Origin of the sequence: Oceanisphaera submarina, from assembly GCF_046521305.1 — a bacterium.
In the GTDB taxonomy this organism is placed as follows: domain Bacteria; phylum Pseudomonadota; class Gammaproteobacteria; order Enterobacterales; family Aeromonadaceae; genus Oceanimonas; species Oceanimonas submarina.
The window spans coordinates 71431-91341 of sequence record NZ_JBKGFN010000005.1 but is presented as its reverse complement, the minus strand read 5'-3'; the positions used below and the strand labels follow the sequence as shown (position 1 = coordinate 91341).

The window sequence follows — 19911 nt, the reverse complement described above, 5'->3', positions numbered from 1 at the left end:
TTTTATGACGACGGCAGCGAGTTTATCGTCTGCATCAGTTGTTTATGCAGTGGATGAGCCATCAGCGGCTGGGGATCGATCAACTCCAACCGGCCTTCCTTCTGGGGGGCGATGCGGTAGACACTGAGCTGATCATCCACCTTGTTGAAGGCGCGCCAGCCATCTTTCACCCGCAACACCGCCTTGAGCCGGGCCACTTTCAGCTCGCGACAGAAGCTTTCTATCGCCGGTAAGTCGAAGCACACCTCGTCGAGAAAACGCCAGCCAATGGAATAATGATCCTGACCGTGGTTGCTGTAGCGGCGCCAGGGCTGGCTGCGGCTGAGCCGGGGGCCGGAGTCGGCAATCAGCGGGCGGGTGGCATTGCTGGCGTGGGCCTGTGGGCTGGCGGCCCTGCGTTCGGCATTGTGTGGCCGTTGCAGCCAGCTAATGTCCAGTCGCCCCTGAGTCACCACCACCAACTGCTGGGGCGGCTGATGTCGGTCGATACTGAGACGCAGAGCCTCGAGTTGCTCCGGCTCGCAGAGTTCGGTCTTGTTGGCCACCATGATGTCGGCCAGCGCCAGCTGATCGCGATAGGTCTCGTGCTCCTGATAGCGTTGGTCGGCCCATTGGCGCGGATCCACCACGCAGAAGGTGGCGCCGAGCTGCAGCACATCCCGGTAATGCTCGGCGGTCAGGGTGCTTAAAATTCTGCTGGGGTGGCCCAGGCCGCTGGGTTCGATGAAGAGTCGGTCCGGTTTGGCCTTGTGCAACAGGGCGTTGAGCCCAATCTGAAAGGGCAGGCCGGATACGCAGCACAGGCAGCCGCCCGGTACTTCCTTGATCATGGCACCCTGATCGGTGAGCAGGGCGCCGTCTATGCCGACCTCCCCGAATTCGTTGACCAGAATGGCCCAGCGTTCGTGCTCGGGCTTGTTGGCCAGCAGGTGGCGCAGCAATGTGGTTTTGCCGGTGCCGAGAAACCCCATGACGAGGTGGGTAATAACGGGAGTGGTCATACGTCCGTCCGCAGAGAATGATTTTGTTATCTTATAACATGTTGGTGAGGAAGAAAAAGCGGGATCTCTAAAGCGGATGTGTGCAGATACGGGCCCTTCGTTCGGCATGAATACGGAAATGCATGGGCTCAACTTATAAATGCGGTTGGTATAAGACGAAGAAAGCCCGCCGACAGCAACAGAGCGCCGGCGGGCGAGTCAGCGGTTTAAGGCTGAATCACTACCCGACCCTTGAGCTTGCCGGCCAGCATGTCCTGGGCGACTTGTATGCTCTGCTCCAGGGTAAATTCCTGGGCCTGATCCTCAAAGTCCAGCGGCAGACTTTTCTGCAGACGCTGCCAGGCTTCGATGCGTTTTTCCTTGGCCATATATACAGAGTTGATACCGATAAGCTGCACACCGCGCAGGATAAAGGGCATGACGGTGGTGTTGAGAGCCACGCCACCGGCCAGGCCGCAGGCGGCGACGGCACCGTCCATCTTGGTCTGGCTGAGGATCCTGGCCAGGGTGCGACCGCCAACCGAGTCGATGGCGCCGGCCCAATGCTGGGACTCCAGTGCCGCCGGCTCTTTGTCGAGGTCGGCGCGGTCCACAATCTCGCTGGCGCCAAGTTCGCGCAGCCAGTCGGCATGCTGGGGGCGACCGGTAGCCGCATGCACCTCGAAACCGGCCTTGGCCAGCAGTCGTACCGCTACCGAGCCCACCCCCCCGGTGGCACCGGTGACCAGAATGGGGCCCTGTTCCGGCTTGATGCCGGCGTGTTCCAGTGCCATCAGGCTGAGCATGGCGGTAAAGCCGGCGGTGCCGATGGCCATGGCGCGCTTGGGGCTCATGCCGGCAGGCAGGGGGATCAGCCAGTCACCCTTGGCGCAGGCTTTTTCCGCCAGGCCGCCCCAGTGTTGCTCACCCACACCCCAGCCGGTGAGGATGACCTCGTCGCCGATACGGTGGTCCGGATGATCAGAGGCCAGCACGGTACCAGCGTAGTCGATACCGGGCACCATGGGCCACTGGCGCACTATCTTGCCCTTGCCGGTGATGGCCAGGGCGTCTTTGTAGTTGAGGGTGGAATAGTCCACCTTGACCAGCACGTCACCGGTGGTGAGCTGAGTTTCGTTGAGTCGCTGCAGGCTGGCGTGGGTGTTTTTACCTGATTCTTCTAGTAGCAGAGCTTTGAACATCTCTTTTTTCTCCTGGCACGGTTTCCTGTCATCCAGTGTAAGGAGACTGGGACGGAAAGCCATGCCGGAAAAGCAGCAAATGTCGATTTTGTGAGCCCGGCGTCATCAGGCCCGGGCTATGGTGGCGGGCTTGATCCAGGCTTCGTTGAGCCAGAGCGAGGCGATGAGTATGAGTCCGCCCAGGCCGAGCCGCAGCAGGTCGGCATCCCGGTTCCAGATCAGCAGGTTGACCAGCAGGCCGGCGGGCACCAGGGCGTTGTTCATGATGGCAAGGGCGCCGGCATTGACCAGGGTCGCGCCCTTGTTCCACAGGAAATACCCCAGACCGGAGGCGCCGAAACCCAGCCACAGCAGTATGCCCCATTGCAGGTTGGTGGTCGGATACTTGTCGCTTCCCAGCAACAGCCAGGCAGGCACCACTACCGCCAGCGCGCCAAGATAGAAATAGCCGAACAGCCGATGTTGGGGAGTATGGGTGGGATAGCGCTCCATCAGTACCTTGTAGCCGACCTGACCCAGGGCAAAGCAGAGGTTGGCACCTTGTACCACCGCAAAACCGAGCAGATAGCGGTCGGTGATACCATCGAAGCGGATTACCAGGGCACCCACGACCGCCAGGGTGGCGGTCAGCAGGTAACCGGGGTTGAAGCGGCGGTGCAGCAGATCGTAGATCAGGGTGACGTAGATAGGGGTCAGCACGGTAAAGATCAGGACTTCCGGCACCGTCAGCAGCAGAAACGACTGGTAGTAAAACAGATACATGAGGCCCAGCTGCAGGGCGCCACAGGCCATCAGCCCCAGGGCCAGCCGCGGTGGCTGGCGCCAGGACATCAGTGGCATGAACAGCAGGGTTGCCATCAGAATGCGGCTGAGTACCGAAAAGTAGCTATCGACACTACCGGCCAGATAGACGCCGATCAGGCTGAAAGAGAAGGCCCACAACAGGGTAACGGATACCAGATAAGACATGGTGAAAACTTCGACATTGGTCAAGACGGGGCGTCATGATGGCGTAAAGCGCAGGCGTAATCCAGAATGGGGCCCATAAAAAAAGCCGGCGCAATGCACCGGCCCGGGACCAATATCAGGTTTGTCATAAAGGAGAGCATGACGTCCCTAAACAAGGTGGTTTAACACCACACGCAGAACTGTTGGGCCCTTGCCCGTAATAGGTTGTCAGCGTGATTACCTACGCCGTCAGGTCTTGAACATTCCGTTTGTAGCGTCGCTTGCCGAATTACCTCGAATAATCCGTCAGCGACGATAGACAGGTAGTACCCCCCATGATGCCACCATGCCCAGAACCTTGTTTGACCCGACTGTCGGATGAAATACTTCACCACGCCGACGATAAACTTGTTTGTGGGCGCCATTCTATGGTCAGATCAGCTATGTCAAAAATGAATTATCATCATAAACCTATGGTGAATATCGATGGATAACCTGTATCAACGTCTGGATCTGAACCTGTTGCGGGTGTTCGATGTACTGATGCAAAGCCGCAGCGTCACCCGGGCCGCAGAGCAGCTGAATCTGTCCCAGTCTACGGTCAGTCATGCCCTGGCCCGGTTGCGTCAGACGCTGGACGATCCCCTGTTCGTGATGACCCGCAAGGAAATGAGGCCCACCCACAGGGCCCGGGCGCTGGCGGCGCCGGTTCGGCAGGCGCTGATGCTGCTGGAACAGGGGGTGCGTCAGTCGGCGGGATTTGATCCGTCCTCGTCGCGGCGCACCTTTCGGCTGGCGGTGCCGTCTTCCATCGAGCATGGAGTGGTGCCTCAGCTGGTGGAACTGCTGCATCAACGGGCGCCGGGCTGTCGACTGGCGGTGACCGAGCTGGTGCATTCCGACTACGAAGACAGCCTGTCACGCGGCGGCCTGGATCTGGTGGTGGCCTTTGCCGATGGCGACCATCTTTCACCCCGGCTGCTGGTTGCCCCCTGGTTCGACAACCCCATGATGTGCCTGTCGGCCGAAGGCAGCGGACTGTCGGACCGGATTTCTGCCGAGCAGCTGATCGGCTGGAGCCACATCTCCACCTCGACCTGGGGTCACAATCAGACCCTGATTGAAAGCTGGCTGAGGAAAAAGGGACTGGAGCGGCATATCGCAGTCTGGGTGCCGAGCTTCGAGGCCTTGCCCAAGCTGCTGGCCACCGGCCGTTATCTGGCCATGGTGCCGGAGCTGATTGCCCGGGATTTCTGTCATTATTATCCGCTGCAGCAACATCGACTGAGCGAGTCTTTGCGCAGTACCTATGTGTTGGCGCAGCATCCGCTGACCGAGTTTGACCCGGCGTTGATCTGGCTTCGTCAATTGTTGGGGGAGGTAGGCGACCGGCTGCGCCAGTCGCCCTGAACATCAGTTTTTGGGCAGGGGGACCACCAGCATGTCGCAGGGGACCGTGTTCATCAGCTGGCGGGCAGAAGAAGTGAGCAGGCTCCAGAAGCTTTGCTCGTGACCACAGACCAACAGATCGACCTGGTGCTGTTCGACAGCTTCGTTCACTTTCAGCGCCAGATCGCCGCAGATAACCAGCTTTTTCTCGATCGGATAGTCGATATCGGCCAGGTATTCTTCCAGCCGTTGCTTGGCGTCGGCCACCACCTGATCCTGGATATTGTCGATATCGATGTCGATCATTTCGGTGTAGAGATCCTTGAGATCCACGTCCACATGAATGACGGATAGTTTGGCCTTGTTGGCCTTGGCCCTGTCCACCGCCTTGGCGATGACCTTGCGATTTTTTTCGGTCATGTCGACCGCCGCCAGTATGTGTTGATACTGATAGGGTTCTGTCATGGCATCTCTCCTTTTTTACAAGTCTATCAATCCATTAGCAGATAAACCGTGAGCTGGATGGCAATATCACGCCCCTCGCAGCATAGGACAGATGTTGACCGGGAGACAAGCAGAACCGTCGCTTGACGCGTGGCGCTATTGTTCCCGGTTTTGCAGCAAGGCCCTGAGCAAGCCGATTTCTTCGCGCAGAGAAGACACTTCTTGCTGCAGCGTGGACAGTTGGTTTTTTACTTCCCGCTGGTTCTGTTTTTCGTTGGCACCTTGCTGTTTGTTCGCATCTTGCTGCTGCTCGCCTTTCGGTGTCAGCAGGGTAGATGCCACCAGACCCGAGATACCGGCAAACAGCGACACTCCGGTAAAAATCACGATCGCCGAAATAAGGCGACCCGAGGTGGTGACCGGGTAGTAGTCGCCGTAGCCCACGGTAGAGATGGTGACCAGGGCCCACCAGATGGCATCTTCGGCGGTGTTGATATTGGAACCGGGGTTACCGGCCTCGGTCATCAATATGGCAATGGCGCTGCCGCTCACCACCACCATCAGGATCAAGAGCATGGACGCCAGCACAGTGCTTTCGCTGTTCTTCAACAGGTGGCGAATCACCTGATTCGCCACCCGCAGCATCCGCAGTACCCGCAATACCTGAAAAATCCGGCCATAGCGCAATATGTCTATCGCCGGAATGGAGGCGATAAAGTCGATCCAGTGGGTACTCAGAAAACGCTTCTTGTTGCGGGCGGTAAAGAGGCCATAGAAAAAATGGCTGAGCAGCACCAGGCAGATACCGGTATCGATATTCAGCAGCAGCTCTTTTTCCGTTTGATTGAAGGGGCCAAACTGGTGCAACACTATGGTGATCAAAGAGATAATGGACAAGACCATCATCACCAGTTCGAAGGCGCTGGGGGGAATGACGCGTAAGGATGTTTTCACGGGCTCTCCTGTCCGTTTTCAAGATCATGGCTCCAAGGGTGGCCACGGATGTGCCGTCAGCTCCGGCTGGCCAGCAGCAGATAGCGGCGCGGTGTATTGCTCTCGGCGGTAAAGGTGCCGAGGCTAACGTGATAACCCTGCTCTTCGAGATACACCGCCCGGTCCAGCAACAGCCACAGTTCGAGCAGATAGCGGTAACGGTGACGCACCAGCTCGATGCGTTTCACCAGCAGGCGGCGCGCGTCGGCGAGCTTCAGCCAGTGCTCGCTGTCGATACCGTCCGGAACGGGCAATGATTTCTGCTCGCAGGCCCAGCGCGCAAAGTCGGCAAAATCACCGCTCAGCAGTTGTTTGGGAAAAGAAGGCAGCGGCAGATAGCGGGCATTGCCGGTCAGCTGTTGCTGCAGCTCGTCGAAGGCCAGCCGCCAGCTCAGCTCTACATGACGCAGGCGGCGCACTCGCTCACCGCCGGTCACCTGTTGTTGCAGCGGTAGCCGCAGGCTTTGACGGTCCAGATGCAGATCCCGCTGCCGACCGGCGGTCGACAATGGCCGATAATGGTCGCCGTCAATCAGGTGATAACAGCAGGGTGACAGGGCCAGGCGATGCGTACCGGCGGCGGCGGCATGGCGCAGAAAACGCAGGTGCAGCTCGCCGCAGGCATGTAGCGCCAGTGCCTCTTGTCCGGGCCGAAACAAACGAGCCGCGTCGGCACTCAGGGCATCGGCACAGACAAAGTGATGGTCGAGCTTTAGCTGCCCGGCAACCTGCTCCCCCTGCCGGCACAAATCGGCATTCCATTCCAGGCTGGTGACCGAGGGCATTCCCTGTTGTGCCAGCAGGCGGCCGAGATGGCCCTTGCCGGCACACCATTCCAGTATCGGGTGTTCTGCCGATATATTGGCGGCAAAATCCTTGATCTGCGCCCATTTCCGCCCGGGAATGCCGTTGCTCCAGCGGGGTGTGGCGTAGTCGGTTGAGCGCTTCAGTTCGGGCAGCCGATAGTGATGGGCGGCGACGGTGTCGGGTCGCAGCGGCGCAAAAAACGCCAGGGCGGCGGCGTCATCTTCGTCCAGGGCATCGAGTTGGGCTTCATCCAGCGGCATCAGTACCGGTGCGAGTTCGGGCCAGGGTAGTTCGCGGCAGGCGAAGGGGGTGTGCTGCCAGTCACCGCGGGTACGGTGCAGCAGGGTGCTTAGTTGTCGGAATGGTTCGGCGAAGTCGCTCATGGCCCGGATTATAACCCTGTCGCCGGTCTCGGCATAGCCGAGCGGCGGCGTGGCCGCTAGAATAGCGCCTTTGATGTTATCGAGAGTGTGGAGTGCGATGAAAGCCTGGGATGTAATTGTGATCGGTGCCGGTGCCGCCGGCCTGATGTGTGCCGCCGAAGCGGGCAAGCGGGGCCGCCGGGTGCTGCTGCTGGATCACGGCAAGCGCATCGGTCGCAAAATCCTGATGTCGGGCGGAGGACGCTGCAACTTCACCAACTACTTCGTGGAGCCGTCGGCCTATCTGTGTGGTAACCCGCACTTCGTCAAGTCGGCCCTGGCCCGCTACACCCAGTGGGACTTCATCGCCCTGGTGGAAAAGCATGGCATCGCCTATCACGAAAAAACCCTGGGACAGCTGTTCTGTGACGACTCGGCACAGGAGATCGTCGATATGCTGGTCAAGGAATGCGAAGGCGCCGGTGTGACCATTCGCCTGCGCGCGGAGATCCTCGACGTCGATCGACTGGGTGACGGCTTTATGGTGGCGGCAGCCGGTCAGGAAGACAGCTGCCAGTCGTTGGTGGTGGCCAGCGGCGGCCTGTCGATGCCCAAGATTGGCGCCTCGCCCTTCGGTTACAAGCTGGCGGAGCAGTTCGGACTCAAGGTGCTGCCCACTCGCGCCGGTCTGGTGCCCTTTACCCTGCAGCCGGAAGACAAGGAAACTCTGGAACCGCTGGCCGGCGTTTCCCTGCCGGTGGTGGCCGAAAGTGAAGACGGTACCCGCTTTGCCGAAAGCATGCTGTTTACTCACAGGGGGGTGTCCGGCCCTTCTGTGCTGCAGATTTCGTCTTACTGGCAAGCCGGCGAGCAGGTGCACTTCGAGCTGTTGCCGGCCGGTCGTCTGGCCGAGGGCGTGCTCGACAGCCCCAATCAGGAGCTGAAAACCTGGTTGAGTCGTTACCTGCCCAAACGGCTGGTAGAAATTCTGCTGGAGCGGGAAAAGATCACCAACAAGCCGCTCAAGCAGTATGTCCCGAAAGAGCTGGCGATCATCGAACAGTTGCTGTCCGCCTGGCCGCTGAAGCCCGGCGGCACCGAAGGCTACCGCACCGCCGAGGTAACCCTGGGTGGGGTCGACACCGACGAGCTGTCGTCCAAGACCATGATGGCCAACAAGGTTCCCAACCTCTACTTTATCGGCGAGGTGGTGGACGTGACCGGCTGGCTCGGGGGCTACAATTTCCAGTGGGCCTGGAGCGCCGGCTGGAGCGCCGGCCAGGTGGTGTGATCGGGCCGGCGCTCACCGGCCCTTTCAGGCTTAACTCAGCCCCAGTTTGCGGCAGACGAAGTCCAGATCCTTGTCGCCACGGCCGCTGAGGTTGACCAGGATCACCTTGTCCTGGTCCAGGGTCGGCGCCAGCTTGATGGCCTGGGCCACGGCGTGGGCGCTTTCCAACGCCGGAATAATCCCCTCGGTACGGGACAGAGTCATAAAGGCATCCAGGCATTCCTCGTCGGTGATGCTGGTGTATTCCACCCGGCCCATTTCCTTCAGGTAGCTGTGCTGGGGCCCCACGCCCGGGTAGTCCAGGCCGGAGGCGATGGAGTGTACCGGCAGCGGCTCGCCGGCGGCATCCTGTAGCACATGGCAGCGGAAGCCGTGGATCACGCCCGGGGTGCCCAGAGTCATGGTGGCGGCATGATCCGGGGTGTCGAGGCCTTTTCCACCGGGCTCCACGCCCATGATGCGCACCGAGTCGTCGTTGAGGAAGGCGTCGAACAGCCCCATGGCATTGGAGCCGCCACCCACGCAGGCCATGATCACGTCCGGCAGCTCACCGGTCAGCGCTTGTATCTGGCCCCGGGCTTCCTGGCCGATCACCTTCTGAAAATCCCGCACCATCATGGGGAAAGGGTGAGGACCCACCACAGAGCCGATGGCGTAGATATAGTCGGTGGGGTTTTTCAGGTATTCCTCAAAGGCGCTGTCCACGGCGTCTTTCAGGGTGGCGGTGCCGCGGGTGACCGGCACCAGGGTACAGCCCAAAATCTTCATGCGCATCACGTTGGGATGCTCTTTTTCGATGTCTACCTGACCCATGTGAATTTCACAGGGAATGCCCACCAGGGCACAGGAGGTGGCCAGGGCCACGCCGTGCTGGCCGGCGCCGGTTTCGGCGATCACCTTTTTCTTGCCCATAAAACGGGCCAGCAGGGCCTCGCCCAGGCAGTGGTTGATCTTGTGGGCGCCGGTATGGTTGAGATCTTCCCGCTTCAGGTAAATCTGCGCGCCGCCCAGCTGTTCGCTCAGGCGCTCGCAGTGATACACCGGGCTGGGCCGGCCCACGAAATGGGTCAGCAGCCGTTGCAGCTCCTGCCGAAAATCCTCGCGCTGGCAGATGTCGTGATAGGCCTGACTGATGTCGTCCATGGCCTGCTGGAGTTCGGGGGGGATCTCGGCACCGCCGAATTCACCGAAATAGCCCTCGGCATCGGGCATGTTTTGCTGGTAGTCCACACTGCTTCCTTATGCGGTCAACGGGCCGGAATGGCCACTGAAGAGGAAAGGGCAGCATAGCAGTGGTCAAAGGCCGAATCCATTAGCCACTGGTCGAGTGAAAAGCCGCCCCGGCCGCTCCGGGGCTAGGGTGTGTTCCGATCTTGCACATCTGTTGCGCCGTCATTGTGGCTCAGTAGGGCAAGGCGCACACAGTGCATTCGGGGGTCCAAATCAACGGTAAGCAACGCGGCAATACGGAGCCACAGAGACAGCCCTTGGGGTCGGCTCCCAGCAGCCGGTACTTTGCGTTAGCAGCTGACCCATAGCACCACTATGCGTTGTACCTGCTGCCTTGATTACCGACCGCTGGGGAGCGACGAAATGGGAGCGTACCCTAGGGGGCTATACGATATCCAGCGGCGTCCTGCGGGCCGGTGCCGGGAAGGCGGCGTCCAGTCGGGCCAGCGCCTCGTCGGTCAGATGGATGCTCAGGGCCTCGGCATTCTGGCGTACGTGCTCCGGCTGTACCGCCTTGGGGATGGCGATCACATCGCGCCGGCCGGCGACCGGGCGAACGGTCCAGGCCAGCAGCAGTTGGGCCACGGTTACCCTGAGCTCGGCGGCGAGGGTCTGCAGCTCGGGATGAGCGAACAGTTCCCGGCGCAGGCGGCCACCCTGCGCCAGCGGGCAGTAGGCCATCACCGGCATCTGCCGCTGTCGTTGCCAGGGGCGCAGAGAGTGCTCTATGCCACGAGAACCCAGATGATACAATACCTGGTTGACGGCGCTTTCGTCGCCACTCAAGTCATGCCATTGCTGCAGTTCGTCGATATCGAAGTTGGACACCCCGAAGCGTTTTATCTTGCCGTCGGCCTGCAGTTGCTCGAAGGCTGCGAGGGTTTCTTCCAGTGGTATGCTGCCGGGCCAGTGCAGCAGATACATATCCAGATAGTCGGTGCCCAGTCGCTGCAGACTGTCTTCGCAGGCGGTGATCGCACTGCGCTTGCCCGCATTCCACGGATATACCTTGGACACCAGAAACGCCTGCTCCCGGCGACCCTTTAACGCCTCGCCCACCACTTCTTCGGCGCCGCCGTCGGCGTACATCTCGGCGGTATCTACAAGCGCCAGGCCCAGATCCAGCCCCTGCTGCAGGGCGCGTACTTCGTCGCGGCGGGGGGCCAGGCCTTCCCCCATGTACCAGGAGCCCTGACCGATGGCGGGCAGGGTAACGGCGGGCTGGGTGGCGGTGGCCTTGAGGGTAAGAGCGGCGTCCATGATGACCTCTCGATAATTATTTTTGGAAGTGGTTTCCGTATTATGGTGAACCAGCAGGAGGGGCTTTGCAACGTTCTGGTACTTGCTTTTGAACTCGGCTTGCGTTTGACTCGGTCTTGGTAGACAGGAACCAAGATCTAGACGGTGTTGCAGGGGGGGGGGCGATTAACCGTTACCCCGGGCTCAAGTCGGGCTGTCGCCATGGGCGATAGTATCGGGAGGAAGGAGCGTATGAGCACATTACACAGCGAAGGGCCGGTCGAGGTGGTACTGGTCAGACGGCACCTGAAGCTCGATCATCTCAACCAGCTGCAGATAGAGCTGCTGGCCGAGGTGTTTGACGCCGAGCCCGGTGTGGCCAAGGTCGTTGTGCGCAAACAGTGGCTGGACATCGACTATGATGCCGCCGTCCTGACCCTGGATCGGGTTATCGCCATACTGGAAGCCCATGGCGGTGAATTGTCTCAGGGCTGGTGGACGGCGTTCAAGGCCGGCTGGTATCGACGCCGGGAAGAAAAACTGCGCTCCCGACTGGCCGAAGACCAGGAGTCGTAAGGGGGCAGGCCCCCTGATTATTCACCCATCACGTGGCACGGCGTTGCCCAGAATGCCCTGATGTTGCTCCAGGCGGGCGCGGGCCTCGGCCTTGTCGAGACCCGAGAGCAGCATCAGTATCGCCAGTTTGACCTCGTTGTCCGCCTGCTGCAGCGCCAGGGCGGCAGCCTCCTCGTCCACCTCGGTGGCCTGCATCACGATGCGCTGGGCCCGGGCCTGCAGCTTCAGGTTGCTGGCGTTCAAGTCCACCATCAGGTTCTGATAGACCTTGCCGAGACGGATCATGCTGGCGGTGGTCAGCATGTTGAGCACCAGCTTCTGAGCCGTACCTGACTTGAGCCGGGTCGAGCCGGTGATCACCTCGGGGCCGACCTCGGGTTCGATGGCGATGTCGGCGGCCTGACCGATGAGCGAGCCGCCATTACAGGCCAGCGCCACCGTAGTCGCGCCCAGCTGGCGGGCGTAATGCAGGCTGCCCAGCACATAGGGGGTGCGGCCGCTGGCGGCAATGCCCACCACCACATCATCCACACTCAATTGGATATTTTGCAGATCCCGGGCCCCCTGCTCGGCACTGTCTTCTGCCCCCTCCTGGGCGCGGAACATGGCCTGAGGGCCACCGGCGATCAGCCCTACGACCATGCCCTCGGGCACGCTGAAGGTGGGAGGGCACTCCGATGCATCCAGTACCCCCAGGCGGCCGCTGGTGCCGGCCCCCGTATAAATCAGCCGGCCACCGCGACGAAAGGCCGCCACTATGATATCCACGGCGGCGGCGATGGCGGGCAGCACCTGTGCCACCGCTTCCGGTACCTGTTTGTCCTGGGTGTTGATGGTAGCCAGTATCTCCAGCGTCGATTGCCGGTCGATGTGTTGGGTGTCGGGATTGCGGCCCTCGGAGGTGAGCCTGGCCAGACTCTTGAGCAGATCTTTGGTGTCCATAAAATTCTCCGTATCAGGGCAAGGTGTCAGCCGGGCAGATGAATGGCGCCCAGAATGGCGGGGCGACGGGCGCCGGTGACGTCCGGCAGGTTTCCGGCCATGCCGTGCATCGTCTGGTGGGCCAGCCAGGCAAAGGCCATGGCTTCCATGGCGTCCATGTCTACGCCGGCGCTGTTGCTGGTGTCGACCCGCCAGCCGGGCAGTTGGGCCGCCAGGCGCCGCATCAGCAGCGGATTATGACCGCCGCCGCCACAGACCAGCAGCTCGCCCGCCGGCCACTTGTCGACTTCGTTGGCGATGGCGGTGACGGTAAACTCGGCCAGGGTCGCCTGCACGTCGGCAGGATGTAGGTCATCCGGCAGTCGGGCATCCAGCCAGCCTTCGCTGAACAGCTCCCGGCCGGTACTCTTGGGGGCGGGCAGGGCCAGCCAGGGTTCGGCCATCAGGCTGGCCAGCAGAGTCGCGTCGACCTTGCCCTGTAAGCCAAAGGCGGCGTCTTTGTCGTAAGGCTGGCCGAGGTGGCGGCGAGTCCAGATATCCATCAGCATGTTGCCGGGGCCCACGTCAAAGCCCAGCACCGGCTGGTCCGGTGCCAGTACCGTGATGTTGGCGATACCGCCGATATTGACCAGAATACGAACATGGTTAACGCCGCCCAGCACCCGCTGATGAAAGGCGGGCACCAGAGGGGCGCCCTGACCACCCAGCACCATGTCTTTGCGGCGAAAGTCGTTGATGGCGATGATGCCGGTGTCGGCCGCCAGCCGGTTACTGTCGCCCAGTTGCAGCGAGAACGGCAGGGGCCCGGCGGGCTGATGCCAGACGGTCTGACCATGACAGCCGATGGCACGGATTTGCCCGGCGCTGTGACCCGACTCGTGCAGCAATTGCATGGTGACGGCGGCATAGGCCTGGCCCAGTTCGGCGTCCAGCTCGCCCCATTCTCGTGCCGTGACGGCACCGCCCCCGGCCAGCTCCAGCAGTCGCCGGCGCAGGGTGGGTTCGAAGGCGCTGCTGGTGCGAGCCAGCAGGGTGACCCGCTCGCCGTCGGTGGCGACCAGCACGGCGTCGATGCCGTCCAGGCTGGTGCCGGACATGATGCCGATGTACTTTTCCATGCTTACCAGTCGCTTGGCACGGTTTGCACCGGGCTGACCGGTACGCTGATCACTTCATTCTCGAAGGGCTGTGGCGCGGATTCCGCCTTCGGCACGGGATCGGGTAAGGGCGCCGGCATCTCGGGGGTGCCGCCACAGGCGGTCAGCAAGAGTGTCAGGGCAAGCCACCAGGGTTTGTACATCGTGTATTTCTCCGTGCAAAGTGACTATGTATCATGTGCGGTCAAACAAGGTTGCCATAGCCGGCCGGCGGCTGCCAGCCTGGCACCACAAAATAAATAACGAGGGGATACCATGGCCTACTGGCTGTTTAAGACCGAGCCCGATGCCTTTGCCATCGACGATTTGGCGCGGGCCAACACCCTGTGGGAAGGGGTGCGTAACTATCAGGCCCGCAACTTCCTGCGTGATCAGGTGCAGGTGGGGGACCGGGTCTTCATTTATCATTCCAGTTGCAAACAGGTCGGCATCGCCGGTATCGGCAAGGTAGAGCGTGCCGGTTTTCCCGATCCGTTTGCTTTCGATCCGGACAGCCCCTACTTCGATCCCAAATCTGACCCGGCCGCCCCCCGCTGGTATGCGGTGGAGCTTGCTTTTGAACGTAAACTGCCTTTGTTGCCGCTGGCTGCGCTCAAGGCCAATCCGGCGTTAAGCGGGCTGCCGTTGGTGCAGAAGGGCTGCCGGCTGTCGGTAATGCCGGTGAGCGAGGCAGAATGGCAGGCCATACTTGCTATGGAGTAAGTGGCGATGATATGAGTGGTAGCGCGCCTCAGGGGTACAGTTCAAAGAATGCCAACGCGGCTTCCAGGGCCTGCTGGCGCTGACGATCCCGTTCGATAAACAGCTCGTGGGATGCCTTCTTGATGACCTTTGGTGCCCCGCCCTGGCAATGGGCAAGGGCCTGGCAGAAGCGATTCTGGGCTCGATTGTCCACCACTACATCGTTACCGGCCTGCAACACCAGCAAGGGAGTGGTGATGCGGCTTGCCCTGGCGATGGCGTTGTCGCCGGCTTCAAGCGACTGTTGCAGCCAGTGCAGGCTGGCACCGCCCAGCTGTAATTCGGGCTTTTGCCGGTACAGATCGCGAAACAGCCGGTAACGCACTTCACTGTGGGTCAGATCGTTGTCTTTGAAGGGCACTTCCATATAGCCACCGCCCTGACCGGGAGCGTAGCAGCCCTCGCGGCCCAGCCAGTGACAACCGGTATCGAGCGCGCCGAGCAGGCCGTCGACCAGCCAGCGCGGCATGGGCCCGAGGTAAATGCCCATCATGGGCGACGACAGCGTCGCCGCCTGCAGCCGGACCTGGGTTTCGCTCAGCCAGAGTGCCGATATGGTGCCACCCATGGAGTGGGACAGCAGATAGAGGCTGTTCACCGGCTCCAGTAACACCACCTGCTGCATAAACTGTTCGAGATCCTGCACGTAATCGTCAAAGTCTGCCACGTAGCCCATCAGCGGATCCTGCAGCAGCCGGGGCGCCAGGCCCTGACCGCGATGATCGTAGAGATAGACGTTATAACCGTTGTTGAACAGGTCGTAGGCCAGTTCCTGATACTTGAGATAGCTCTCGGTACGGCCGTTGACCAGAACTATGGTTTTTTGGTGCTCGGGGCGGCTCAGGCTGGCATAGGGTAATTTCAGGCCATCGGCGCCGCTGAAGTGGCCCTGTTCCGCCTGTTGTTGCCAGAAAGCATCCAGCCCGGATTGACTCAGATCGCCGAGTTCGGCTTCGGTGGTCAGACGGGGAGCGGCGATGGCGGTATTCATAAGCAGGAAAATCCCGATCAGGAACAGGCGAGCGAGCATAAAGGGCTCCGGGCGGTTCGTTATTGGACAAGATGAGTAGCAGTGTAGCGTGAAAGGACGGGGGATTACACAATGCCGGACGTGAGGACAAAACACCGTTTGATCTGGTGGGCCCGAATTCATTCGGGAGACCCAGCCATCGGCCGTGGAAACTCCCCGTTGACACGGGGCCTACAGAAAATGGGGGGTCTGTAGTCCTTTACGTACGGCCTGCGGCATTTACTTCCGTAGCCGATAGACCTTGAGCACGTTGGGGGTAACCCGGATCTTGCGCATAATGTTGGCCAGATGAATCCGACTCTTGGTGGTGATCAGCAACTCGACCACGTAAACCCGGCCATCTTTTTCTTCGGTGGCGATGCTGTGAATGTTGGCGCCGGTGGCGGCGATCACATTGGCCAGCTCGGCCAGGGCGCCCTGGTGATTGATGATCTCGATACCGATTTCGGTCTTGAACTCGAAATCGAAGTCCTGCTCCATGTCCCACTGCACCGGCAGGTACTTGTCCGGTTCCTTGCTGTAGCCACGGATGTTCTTGCATGACTCCAGATGGACCACCAGGCCACGGCCGGGGCTGATATGGGCGACGATAGGGTCGCCGGGAATGGGGCGACAGCAGTTGGCGAAGTTGAGCAGCATGTCGTCGGCGCCGCGAATGGGCATCTTCTTCATGGTCCTGGAGCGTTCTGCCGGCATCTCGTCCGGCTTGCTCAGCAGGCGGCGAGCCATCACCACGCTCATGGCATTACCCAGCCCGATATCCGCCAGCAGATTGTTGATCGAACCATGCTTGGTGTCTTTCAGTACCTGTTCGATCCGCTCGGGTGGTATGTCGTCCAGATTCTTGGCACCCAGGGCATGGTTGAGCAAGCGTTTGCCCAGCAGCACCGACTCTTCGGTGCGCAGGTTCTTGAGAAACTGGCGGATCTTGGTGCGCGCACGCGAGGTGACCACGAAGTTGAGCCAGGCCGCATTGGGGCGGGCGCTGGGTGCCGTGATGATTTCTATGGTCTGCCCCGAGTGCAGCGGCTGGCTGAGCGGAAACGGTTGACGATCGACCCGGGAACCGACGCAGGCATGGCCGATGTCGGTGTGCACCGCATAGGCGAAGTCGACCGGGGTCGCGCCCGAGGGTAACTCCAGAATGCGGCCTTCCGGGGTGAACACATAGATTTCATCCGGGAACAGATCGGTTTTGACCCCTTCGATAAATTCGAACGAAGAGCCGGCGCTCTGCTGCAGCTCGAGCAGGCTTTGCATCCAGCGCTGGGCCCGCACCTGAGCCGTGGTGTCGGAACGTTCGCTGTCCTGCTTGTAGGCCCAGTGAGCGGCCACTCCTTTGTCGGCCATCTGATCCATGTATTCGGTGCGGATCTGCACCTCGACCGGTACGCCGTGCGGTCCCACCAAGGAGGTATGCAGCGACTGATACCCGTTGGTCTTGGGAATGGCGATATAGTCCTTGAAGCGGCCCGGACGCGGCTTGTACAGGGTGTGCATCTGGCCCAGCACCCGATAGCAGGTATCGATGTCTTTCACTATCACCCGAAAGGCGTAGATATCCATCACTTCATGGAACTGCAGCTCTTTCTTCACCATCTTGTTGTAGATGGAGAACAGGTTCTTTTCCCGCCCCTTGACCTGGGCTTCGATGCGGGAGTCGTCGAGCCGGCCGCTGACCTCTTCCAAAATCGACTGGATGATCTCGCGCCGGTTGCCTCTGGCCCGGCGCACCGATTCGCGCAGCACCCGGGTGCGCATGGGGTAAAGGGCCTCCAGCCCCAGCTCTTCCAGCTCGTTCTTGATGCTGTGAATACCCAGGCGGTTGGCGATGGGGGCATGAATTTCGAGGGTTTCCCGGGCGATGCGGCGACGTTTGTCCGGGCGCAGGGCGCCCAGGGTACGCATATTGTGGGTGCGGTCGGCCAGTTTGATCAGTATGACCCGGATATCCTGGGTCATGGCCAGGACCATCTTGCGGAAATTTTCGGTCTGGGCTTCCTTGCGATCTCGAAACTTGAGCTTGTCGAGCTTGGATACGCCTTCCACCAGTTCGGCTACCGCCGTGCCGAACTGCTGTTCGAGCATGGTTTTGGTGACAGGGGTATCTTCGATGACGTCGTGCAGCAAGGCGGCCATCAGGGTTTCGTGATCGAGGTGCATCTCTCCCAGAATACGAGCCACCGCCACCGGATGGGTGATATAGGGTTCGCCGCTGGAGCGGGTCTGCCCCTGATGGGCGTCCCGAGCCACTACATAGGCGACCTTGAGTTGCTCTACCTGCTCAGCCGGCAGATAACTGGTGGCAAGCTCCTTGAGAGATTCAAATAGATACAAGTGATACCCCGACAGTCGATGCCGTTTATACGCAATTCAGAGGTAAGGCCCGCTCAGACAGGAACGGGCCGGCCGGCACAAGCCGGAGCACACACCGGGTTTAGATGCGGCCTTCGGCGATGGCGGCAACGGCAGCCAGTTCGGCGGCTTCCATTTCCTGCTGTTCCTGGCGATCCTGTACATCCATCACCGCATGGTTAACCAGGCCTTGTTCGATTTCTCGCAGGGCCACCACGGTTGGCTTGTCGTTTTCTACCGGGACCAGCGGATCCTTGCCCTGGGTGGCCAGTTGGCGGGCGCGACGGGAAGCAACCAGAACCAGATCAAAACGGTTGCCTACCTGCTCAACAGCATCTTCAACAGTAACGCGTGCCATAATGGACTCCAATGATTAAAAAAGGTGCAAAATTCTAATGGATCTTAGCTTATTCCGCCAGTAGTCCGGAAAGCAAGTCCTGGAAACGTATCGCCTGCTTGCCACTGTTGGCACGCTCGGCTTCGATAATGGAGCTGAGCTGGTTCAACGCATGGTCGAAATGGTCGTTGACCAGCAGATAGTCGTATTCGTCGTAGTGGGACATTTCCGATATCGCCTTGTCCATACGGCTCTTGATGACCTCGGCGCTGTCCTGCTGACGGGCGTTCAGCCGGCGTTCCAGCTCTGTCCGGCTCGGCGGCAGAATAAAGATGGATTTGGCGCTGGGTGACTGAGCGCGGATCTGGCGGGCGCCCTGCCAGTCGATATCCAGCAGAATATCGATACCTTTCGCCAACTGCTCATCAATCCACTCGCGAGAGGTGCCGTAGTAGTTGCCGAACACCTCGGCCCACTCGTAGAAGGCACCGCGGTCGATCAGCGTCTTGAACTGAGGCTGGTCCACAAAGTGATAATGAACGCCGTCAACTTCACCCGGGCGCATGGCTCTGGTGGTGTGCGAAACGGAAACCTGCAGCTTGCCGTCGGCGCTGGGACGTTCCAACAGCGCCTGGATCAGACTGGATTTGCCTGCGCCGCTGGGGGAAGAAATAATAAATAAGGTACCGATGTGCGCCATAATGTCGTGCCCGTTCGGGGGTATCTGCCAGCGCCGAGCATGGGGCTGGAACCAAGGGCGGCAAAGCTTACCAGAAGACGGCAGATAAAAAAATGGCCGCTGTAAATACAACGACCAGTCAAAGGTAACTATAGCTTGCTGCGGAAGTGCCCTCCACGCAAATTGCATTATGATCAGCCGGAAGCTTCGGCTCTATCAGTTTTTACCTGATAAAAACATCGTAAAAACCGAGTTATTATTCAGTATGCCAGGCGATGACGACACCCTTATCCCTGAACGAGATGCCGTTGTCCGGTGCCTTGCTGATGCACCCACCCGGACTCAACCGGCGTCTTTGCCGGACCAGTAGAACATGCCGGACCGTCTGCCCAATATGGTCGCCGCAATGTGCTCGTCGCAGGCGTGCCCGGCCATGCCGTAACATACATGCAGCGGTAGCAGATGCTCTTCCCGCGGGTGGCAGAAGCGGGCATGGGGCGCGGTTTCCCACTCGCGCAGGCGGCGGCTGCGTTCGGTCTCGTTGAGGTCCGGGCTGGCGCAGGTTTCTTCCAGCCAGTCTTCGAAGGCCTGGTTCTTGGCCTGGATCTCCGGTGTACCGGGAGTAAAGAAGGCCTTCATGTTGTGAAACGAGAACCCGGAGCCGATCACCAGCAGTGTGTCATGGTTCAGTGCCCGGAGGGCCTGACCGATGGCCAGATGATTGGCGGCGTCGAGATCCTTGACCAGCGACAGCTGCACGCAGGGGATATTCGCTTCCGGGTACATCAGCTTGAGGGGCACAAAGACACCGTGATCGAAACCGCGTTGTTCATCCAGGCGGGCCCTGATGCCGGCGTTCGTCAATGACTGCTGTACCTGCCGGGCCAGGACGGGTTCGCCCGGGCAGGGGTACTGGATTTCGTAGGATTCGGGCGGAAAACCGTAGTAATCGTAGATTAGCGCGGGATGGGCGCCGGCGGTGATGGTGGGTACGGTTTCTTCCCAGTGGGCGCTGATGACCAGAATGGCGGAGGGGCGGCTCAGTCTGCCGGCCATGGCCTGCAGGCGGGTCACCATTTCCTGGTGGCCCGGATCACCCAGCAGCGGCAGCGGGCCGCCGCCGTGGGAAAGAAAGAAGATATCGGGAGTCTGCTTCATGACAATGCTCACAGGGTTAAAGCGGGGTAGGGTGGCCGGGACCGGGGTGGC

Annotated in this window: 20 protein-coding genes; 4 read left to right on the top strand and 16 right to left on the bottom strand. The window is 60.4% G+C overall.

Features of this window, described 5'->3' with window-relative positions:
• Positions 1-2: 2 nt before the first annotated feature.
• The 3 genes from ACLEIV_RS06975 to ACLEIV_RS06965 all read right to left on the bottom strand — a co-directional run bounded on the left by ACLEIV_RS06975 (position 3) and on the right by ACLEIV_RS06965 (position 3151).
• Positions 3-1001 (bottom strand): CobW family GTP-binding protein, encoded by a 999-nt coding sequence (locus ACLEIV_RS06975; protein WP_410455927.1) that lies wholly within the window; start codon positions 999-1001, stop codon positions 3-5.
• 206 nt (positions 1002-1207) lie between these two features.
• Positions 1208-2182 (bottom strand): acrylyl-CoA reductase (NADPH), encoded by a 975-nt coding sequence (gene acuI / locus ACLEIV_RS06970; protein WP_410455926.1) that lies wholly within the window; start codon positions 2180-2182, stop codon positions 1208-1210.
• Positions 2183-2287: 105 nt separating this feature from the next.
• On the bottom strand, positions 2288-3151 hold the full coding sequence (locus ACLEIV_RS06965) for a carboxylate/amino acid/amine transporter (protein ID WP_410455925.1): 864 nt from the start codon (positions 3149-3151) through the stop codon (positions 2288-2290).
• A 465-nt stretch (positions 3152-3616) separates the two neighbouring features.
• Here ACLEIV_RS06965 and ACLEIV_RS06960 point away from each other — a divergent pair, with 465 nt between their 5' ends.
• A complete protein-coding gene (locus ACLEIV_RS06960) occupies positions 3617-4540 on the top strand; it encodes a LysR family transcriptional regulator (RefSeq protein WP_410455924.1) in 924 nt (307 codons plus the stop codon).
• A 3-nt stretch (positions 4541-4543) separates the two neighbouring features.
• Here the strand turns inward: ACLEIV_RS06960 and ACLEIV_RS06955 are convergent, their stop codons facing one another.
• From ACLEIV_RS06955 to ACLEIV_RS06945, 3 genes are all read right to left on the bottom strand, one after another.
• Positions 4544-4984, bottom strand: a complete 441-nt coding sequence (locus ACLEIV_RS06955; protein ID WP_410455923.1) for a universal stress protein — start codon at positions 4982-4984, stop codon at positions 4544-4546.
• A 135-nt stretch (positions 4985-5119) separates the two neighbouring features.
• Positions 5120-5917 carry an ion transporter gene (locus ACLEIV_RS06950; RefSeq protein WP_410455922.1) on the bottom strand — a complete coding sequence of 266 codons (798 nt, stop codon included), beginning with the start codon at positions 5915-5917 and terminating at the stop codon, positions 5120-5122.
• 56 nt (positions 5918-5973) lie between these two features.
• On the bottom strand, positions 5974-7146 hold the full coding sequence (locus ACLEIV_RS06945; protein ID WP_410455921.1) for a methyltransferase: 1173 nt from the start codon (positions 7144-7146) through the stop codon (positions 5974-5976).
• Between the two features lie 97 nt (positions 7147-7243).
• Between ACLEIV_RS06945 and ACLEIV_RS06940 the strand changes: the two genes are divergently transcribed.
• A complete protein-coding gene (locus tag ACLEIV_RS06940) occupies positions 7244-8416 on the top strand; it encodes a BaiN/RdsA family NAD(P)/FAD-dependent oxidoreductase (RefSeq protein ID WP_410455920.1) in 1173 nt (390 codons plus the stop codon).
• A 30-nt stretch (positions 8417-8446) separates the two neighbouring features.
• Here the strand turns inward: ACLEIV_RS06940 and trpB are convergent, their stop codons facing one another.
• On the bottom strand, positions 8447-9646 hold the full coding sequence (gene trpB / locus ACLEIV_RS06935) for a tryptophan synthase subunit beta (protein WP_477529384.1): 1200 nt from the start codon (positions 9644-9646) through the stop codon (positions 8447-8449).
• Positions 9647-10030: 384 nt separating this feature from the next.
• Positions 10031-10906, bottom strand: coding sequence for an aldo/keto reductase (locus tag ACLEIV_RS06930; protein WP_410455919.1), 876 nt, complete (start codon positions 10904-10906; stop codon positions 10031-10033).
• 231 nt (positions 10907-11137) lie between these two features.
• Between ACLEIV_RS06930 and ACLEIV_RS06925 the strand changes: the two genes are divergently transcribed.
• The gene (locus ACLEIV_RS06925) at positions 11138-11461 is read left to right on the top strand and encodes a hypothetical protein (RefSeq protein WP_410455918.1); all 324 of its coding nucleotides are present in this window, start codon (positions 11138-11140) and stop codon (positions 11459-11461) included.
• 21 nt (positions 11462-11482) lie between these two features.
• Here the strand turns inward: ACLEIV_RS06925 and murQ are convergent, their stop codons facing one another.
• From murQ to ACLEIV_RS06910, 3 genes are read right to left on the bottom strand one after another with little or no spacing between them, the layout of a single operon-like run.
• Complete coding sequence (murQ, locus tag ACLEIV_RS06920) at positions 11483-12403, bottom strand: N-acetylmuramic acid 6-phosphate etherase (RefSeq protein WP_410455917.1); 921 nt, start codon at positions 12401-12403, stop codon at positions 11483-11485.
• A gap of 26 nt (positions 12404-12429) precedes the next feature.
• Positions 12430-13521, bottom strand: a complete 1092-nt coding sequence (locus ACLEIV_RS06915; protein WP_410455916.1) for an anhydro-N-acetylmuramic acid kinase — start codon at positions 13519-13521, stop codon at positions 12430-12432.
• 2 nt (positions 13522-13523) lie between these two features.
• Positions 13524-13703 (bottom strand): hypothetical protein, encoded by a 180-nt coding sequence (locus ACLEIV_RS06910; protein WP_410455915.1) that lies wholly within the window; start codon positions 13701-13703, stop codon positions 13524-13526.
• A 112-nt stretch (positions 13704-13815) separates the two neighbouring features.
• Here ACLEIV_RS06910 and ACLEIV_RS06905 point away from each other — a divergent pair, with 112 nt between their 5' ends.
• Positions 13816-14262: an EVE domain-containing protein gene (locus tag ACLEIV_RS06905; RefSeq protein WP_410455914.1), complete on the top strand. Its 447-nt coding sequence runs from the start codon at positions 13816-13818 to the stop codon at positions 14260-14262.
• A gap of 28 nt (positions 14263-14290) precedes the next feature.
• On the opposite strand, the gene ACLEIV_RS06900 is transcribed toward ACLEIV_RS06905, so the two are convergent.
• The 5 genes from ACLEIV_RS06900 to ACLEIV_RS06880 all read right to left on the bottom strand — a co-directional run bounded on the left by ACLEIV_RS06900 (position 14291) and on the right by ACLEIV_RS06880 (position 19860).
• Positions 14291-15331 carry an alpha/beta fold hydrolase gene (locus ACLEIV_RS06900; protein WP_410455913.1) on the bottom strand — a complete coding sequence of 347 codons (1041 nt, stop codon included), beginning with the start codon at positions 15329-15331 and terminating at the stop codon, positions 14291-14293.
• A gap of 219 nt (positions 15332-15550) precedes the next feature.
• Positions 15551-17668, bottom strand: a complete 2118-nt coding sequence (gene spoT / locus ACLEIV_RS06895) for a bifunctional GTP diphosphokinase/guanosine-3',5'-bis pyrophosphate 3'-pyrophosphohydrolase (RefSeq protein WP_410455912.1) — start codon at positions 17666-17668, stop codon at positions 15551-15553.
• A 100-nt stretch (positions 17669-17768) separates the two neighbouring features.
• Positions 17769-18044 carry a DNA-directed RNA polymerase subunit omega gene (rpoZ, locus tag ACLEIV_RS06890; RefSeq protein WP_410455911.1) on the bottom strand — a complete coding sequence of 92 codons (276 nt, stop codon included), beginning with the start codon at positions 18042-18044 and terminating at the stop codon, positions 17769-17771.
• 49 nt (positions 18045-18093) lie between these two features.
• Complete coding sequence (gene gmk / locus ACLEIV_RS06885) at positions 18094-18723, bottom strand: guanylate kinase (RefSeq protein ID WP_410455910.1); 630 nt, start codon at positions 18721-18723, stop codon at positions 18094-18096.
• Between the two features lie 321 nt (positions 18724-19044).
• A complete protein-coding gene (locus ACLEIV_RS06880; RefSeq protein ID WP_410455909.1) occupies positions 19045-19860 on the bottom strand; it encodes a DODA-type extradiol aromatic ring-opening family dioxygenase in 816 nt (271 codons plus the stop codon).
• Positions 19861-19911: the final 51 nt, after the last annotated feature.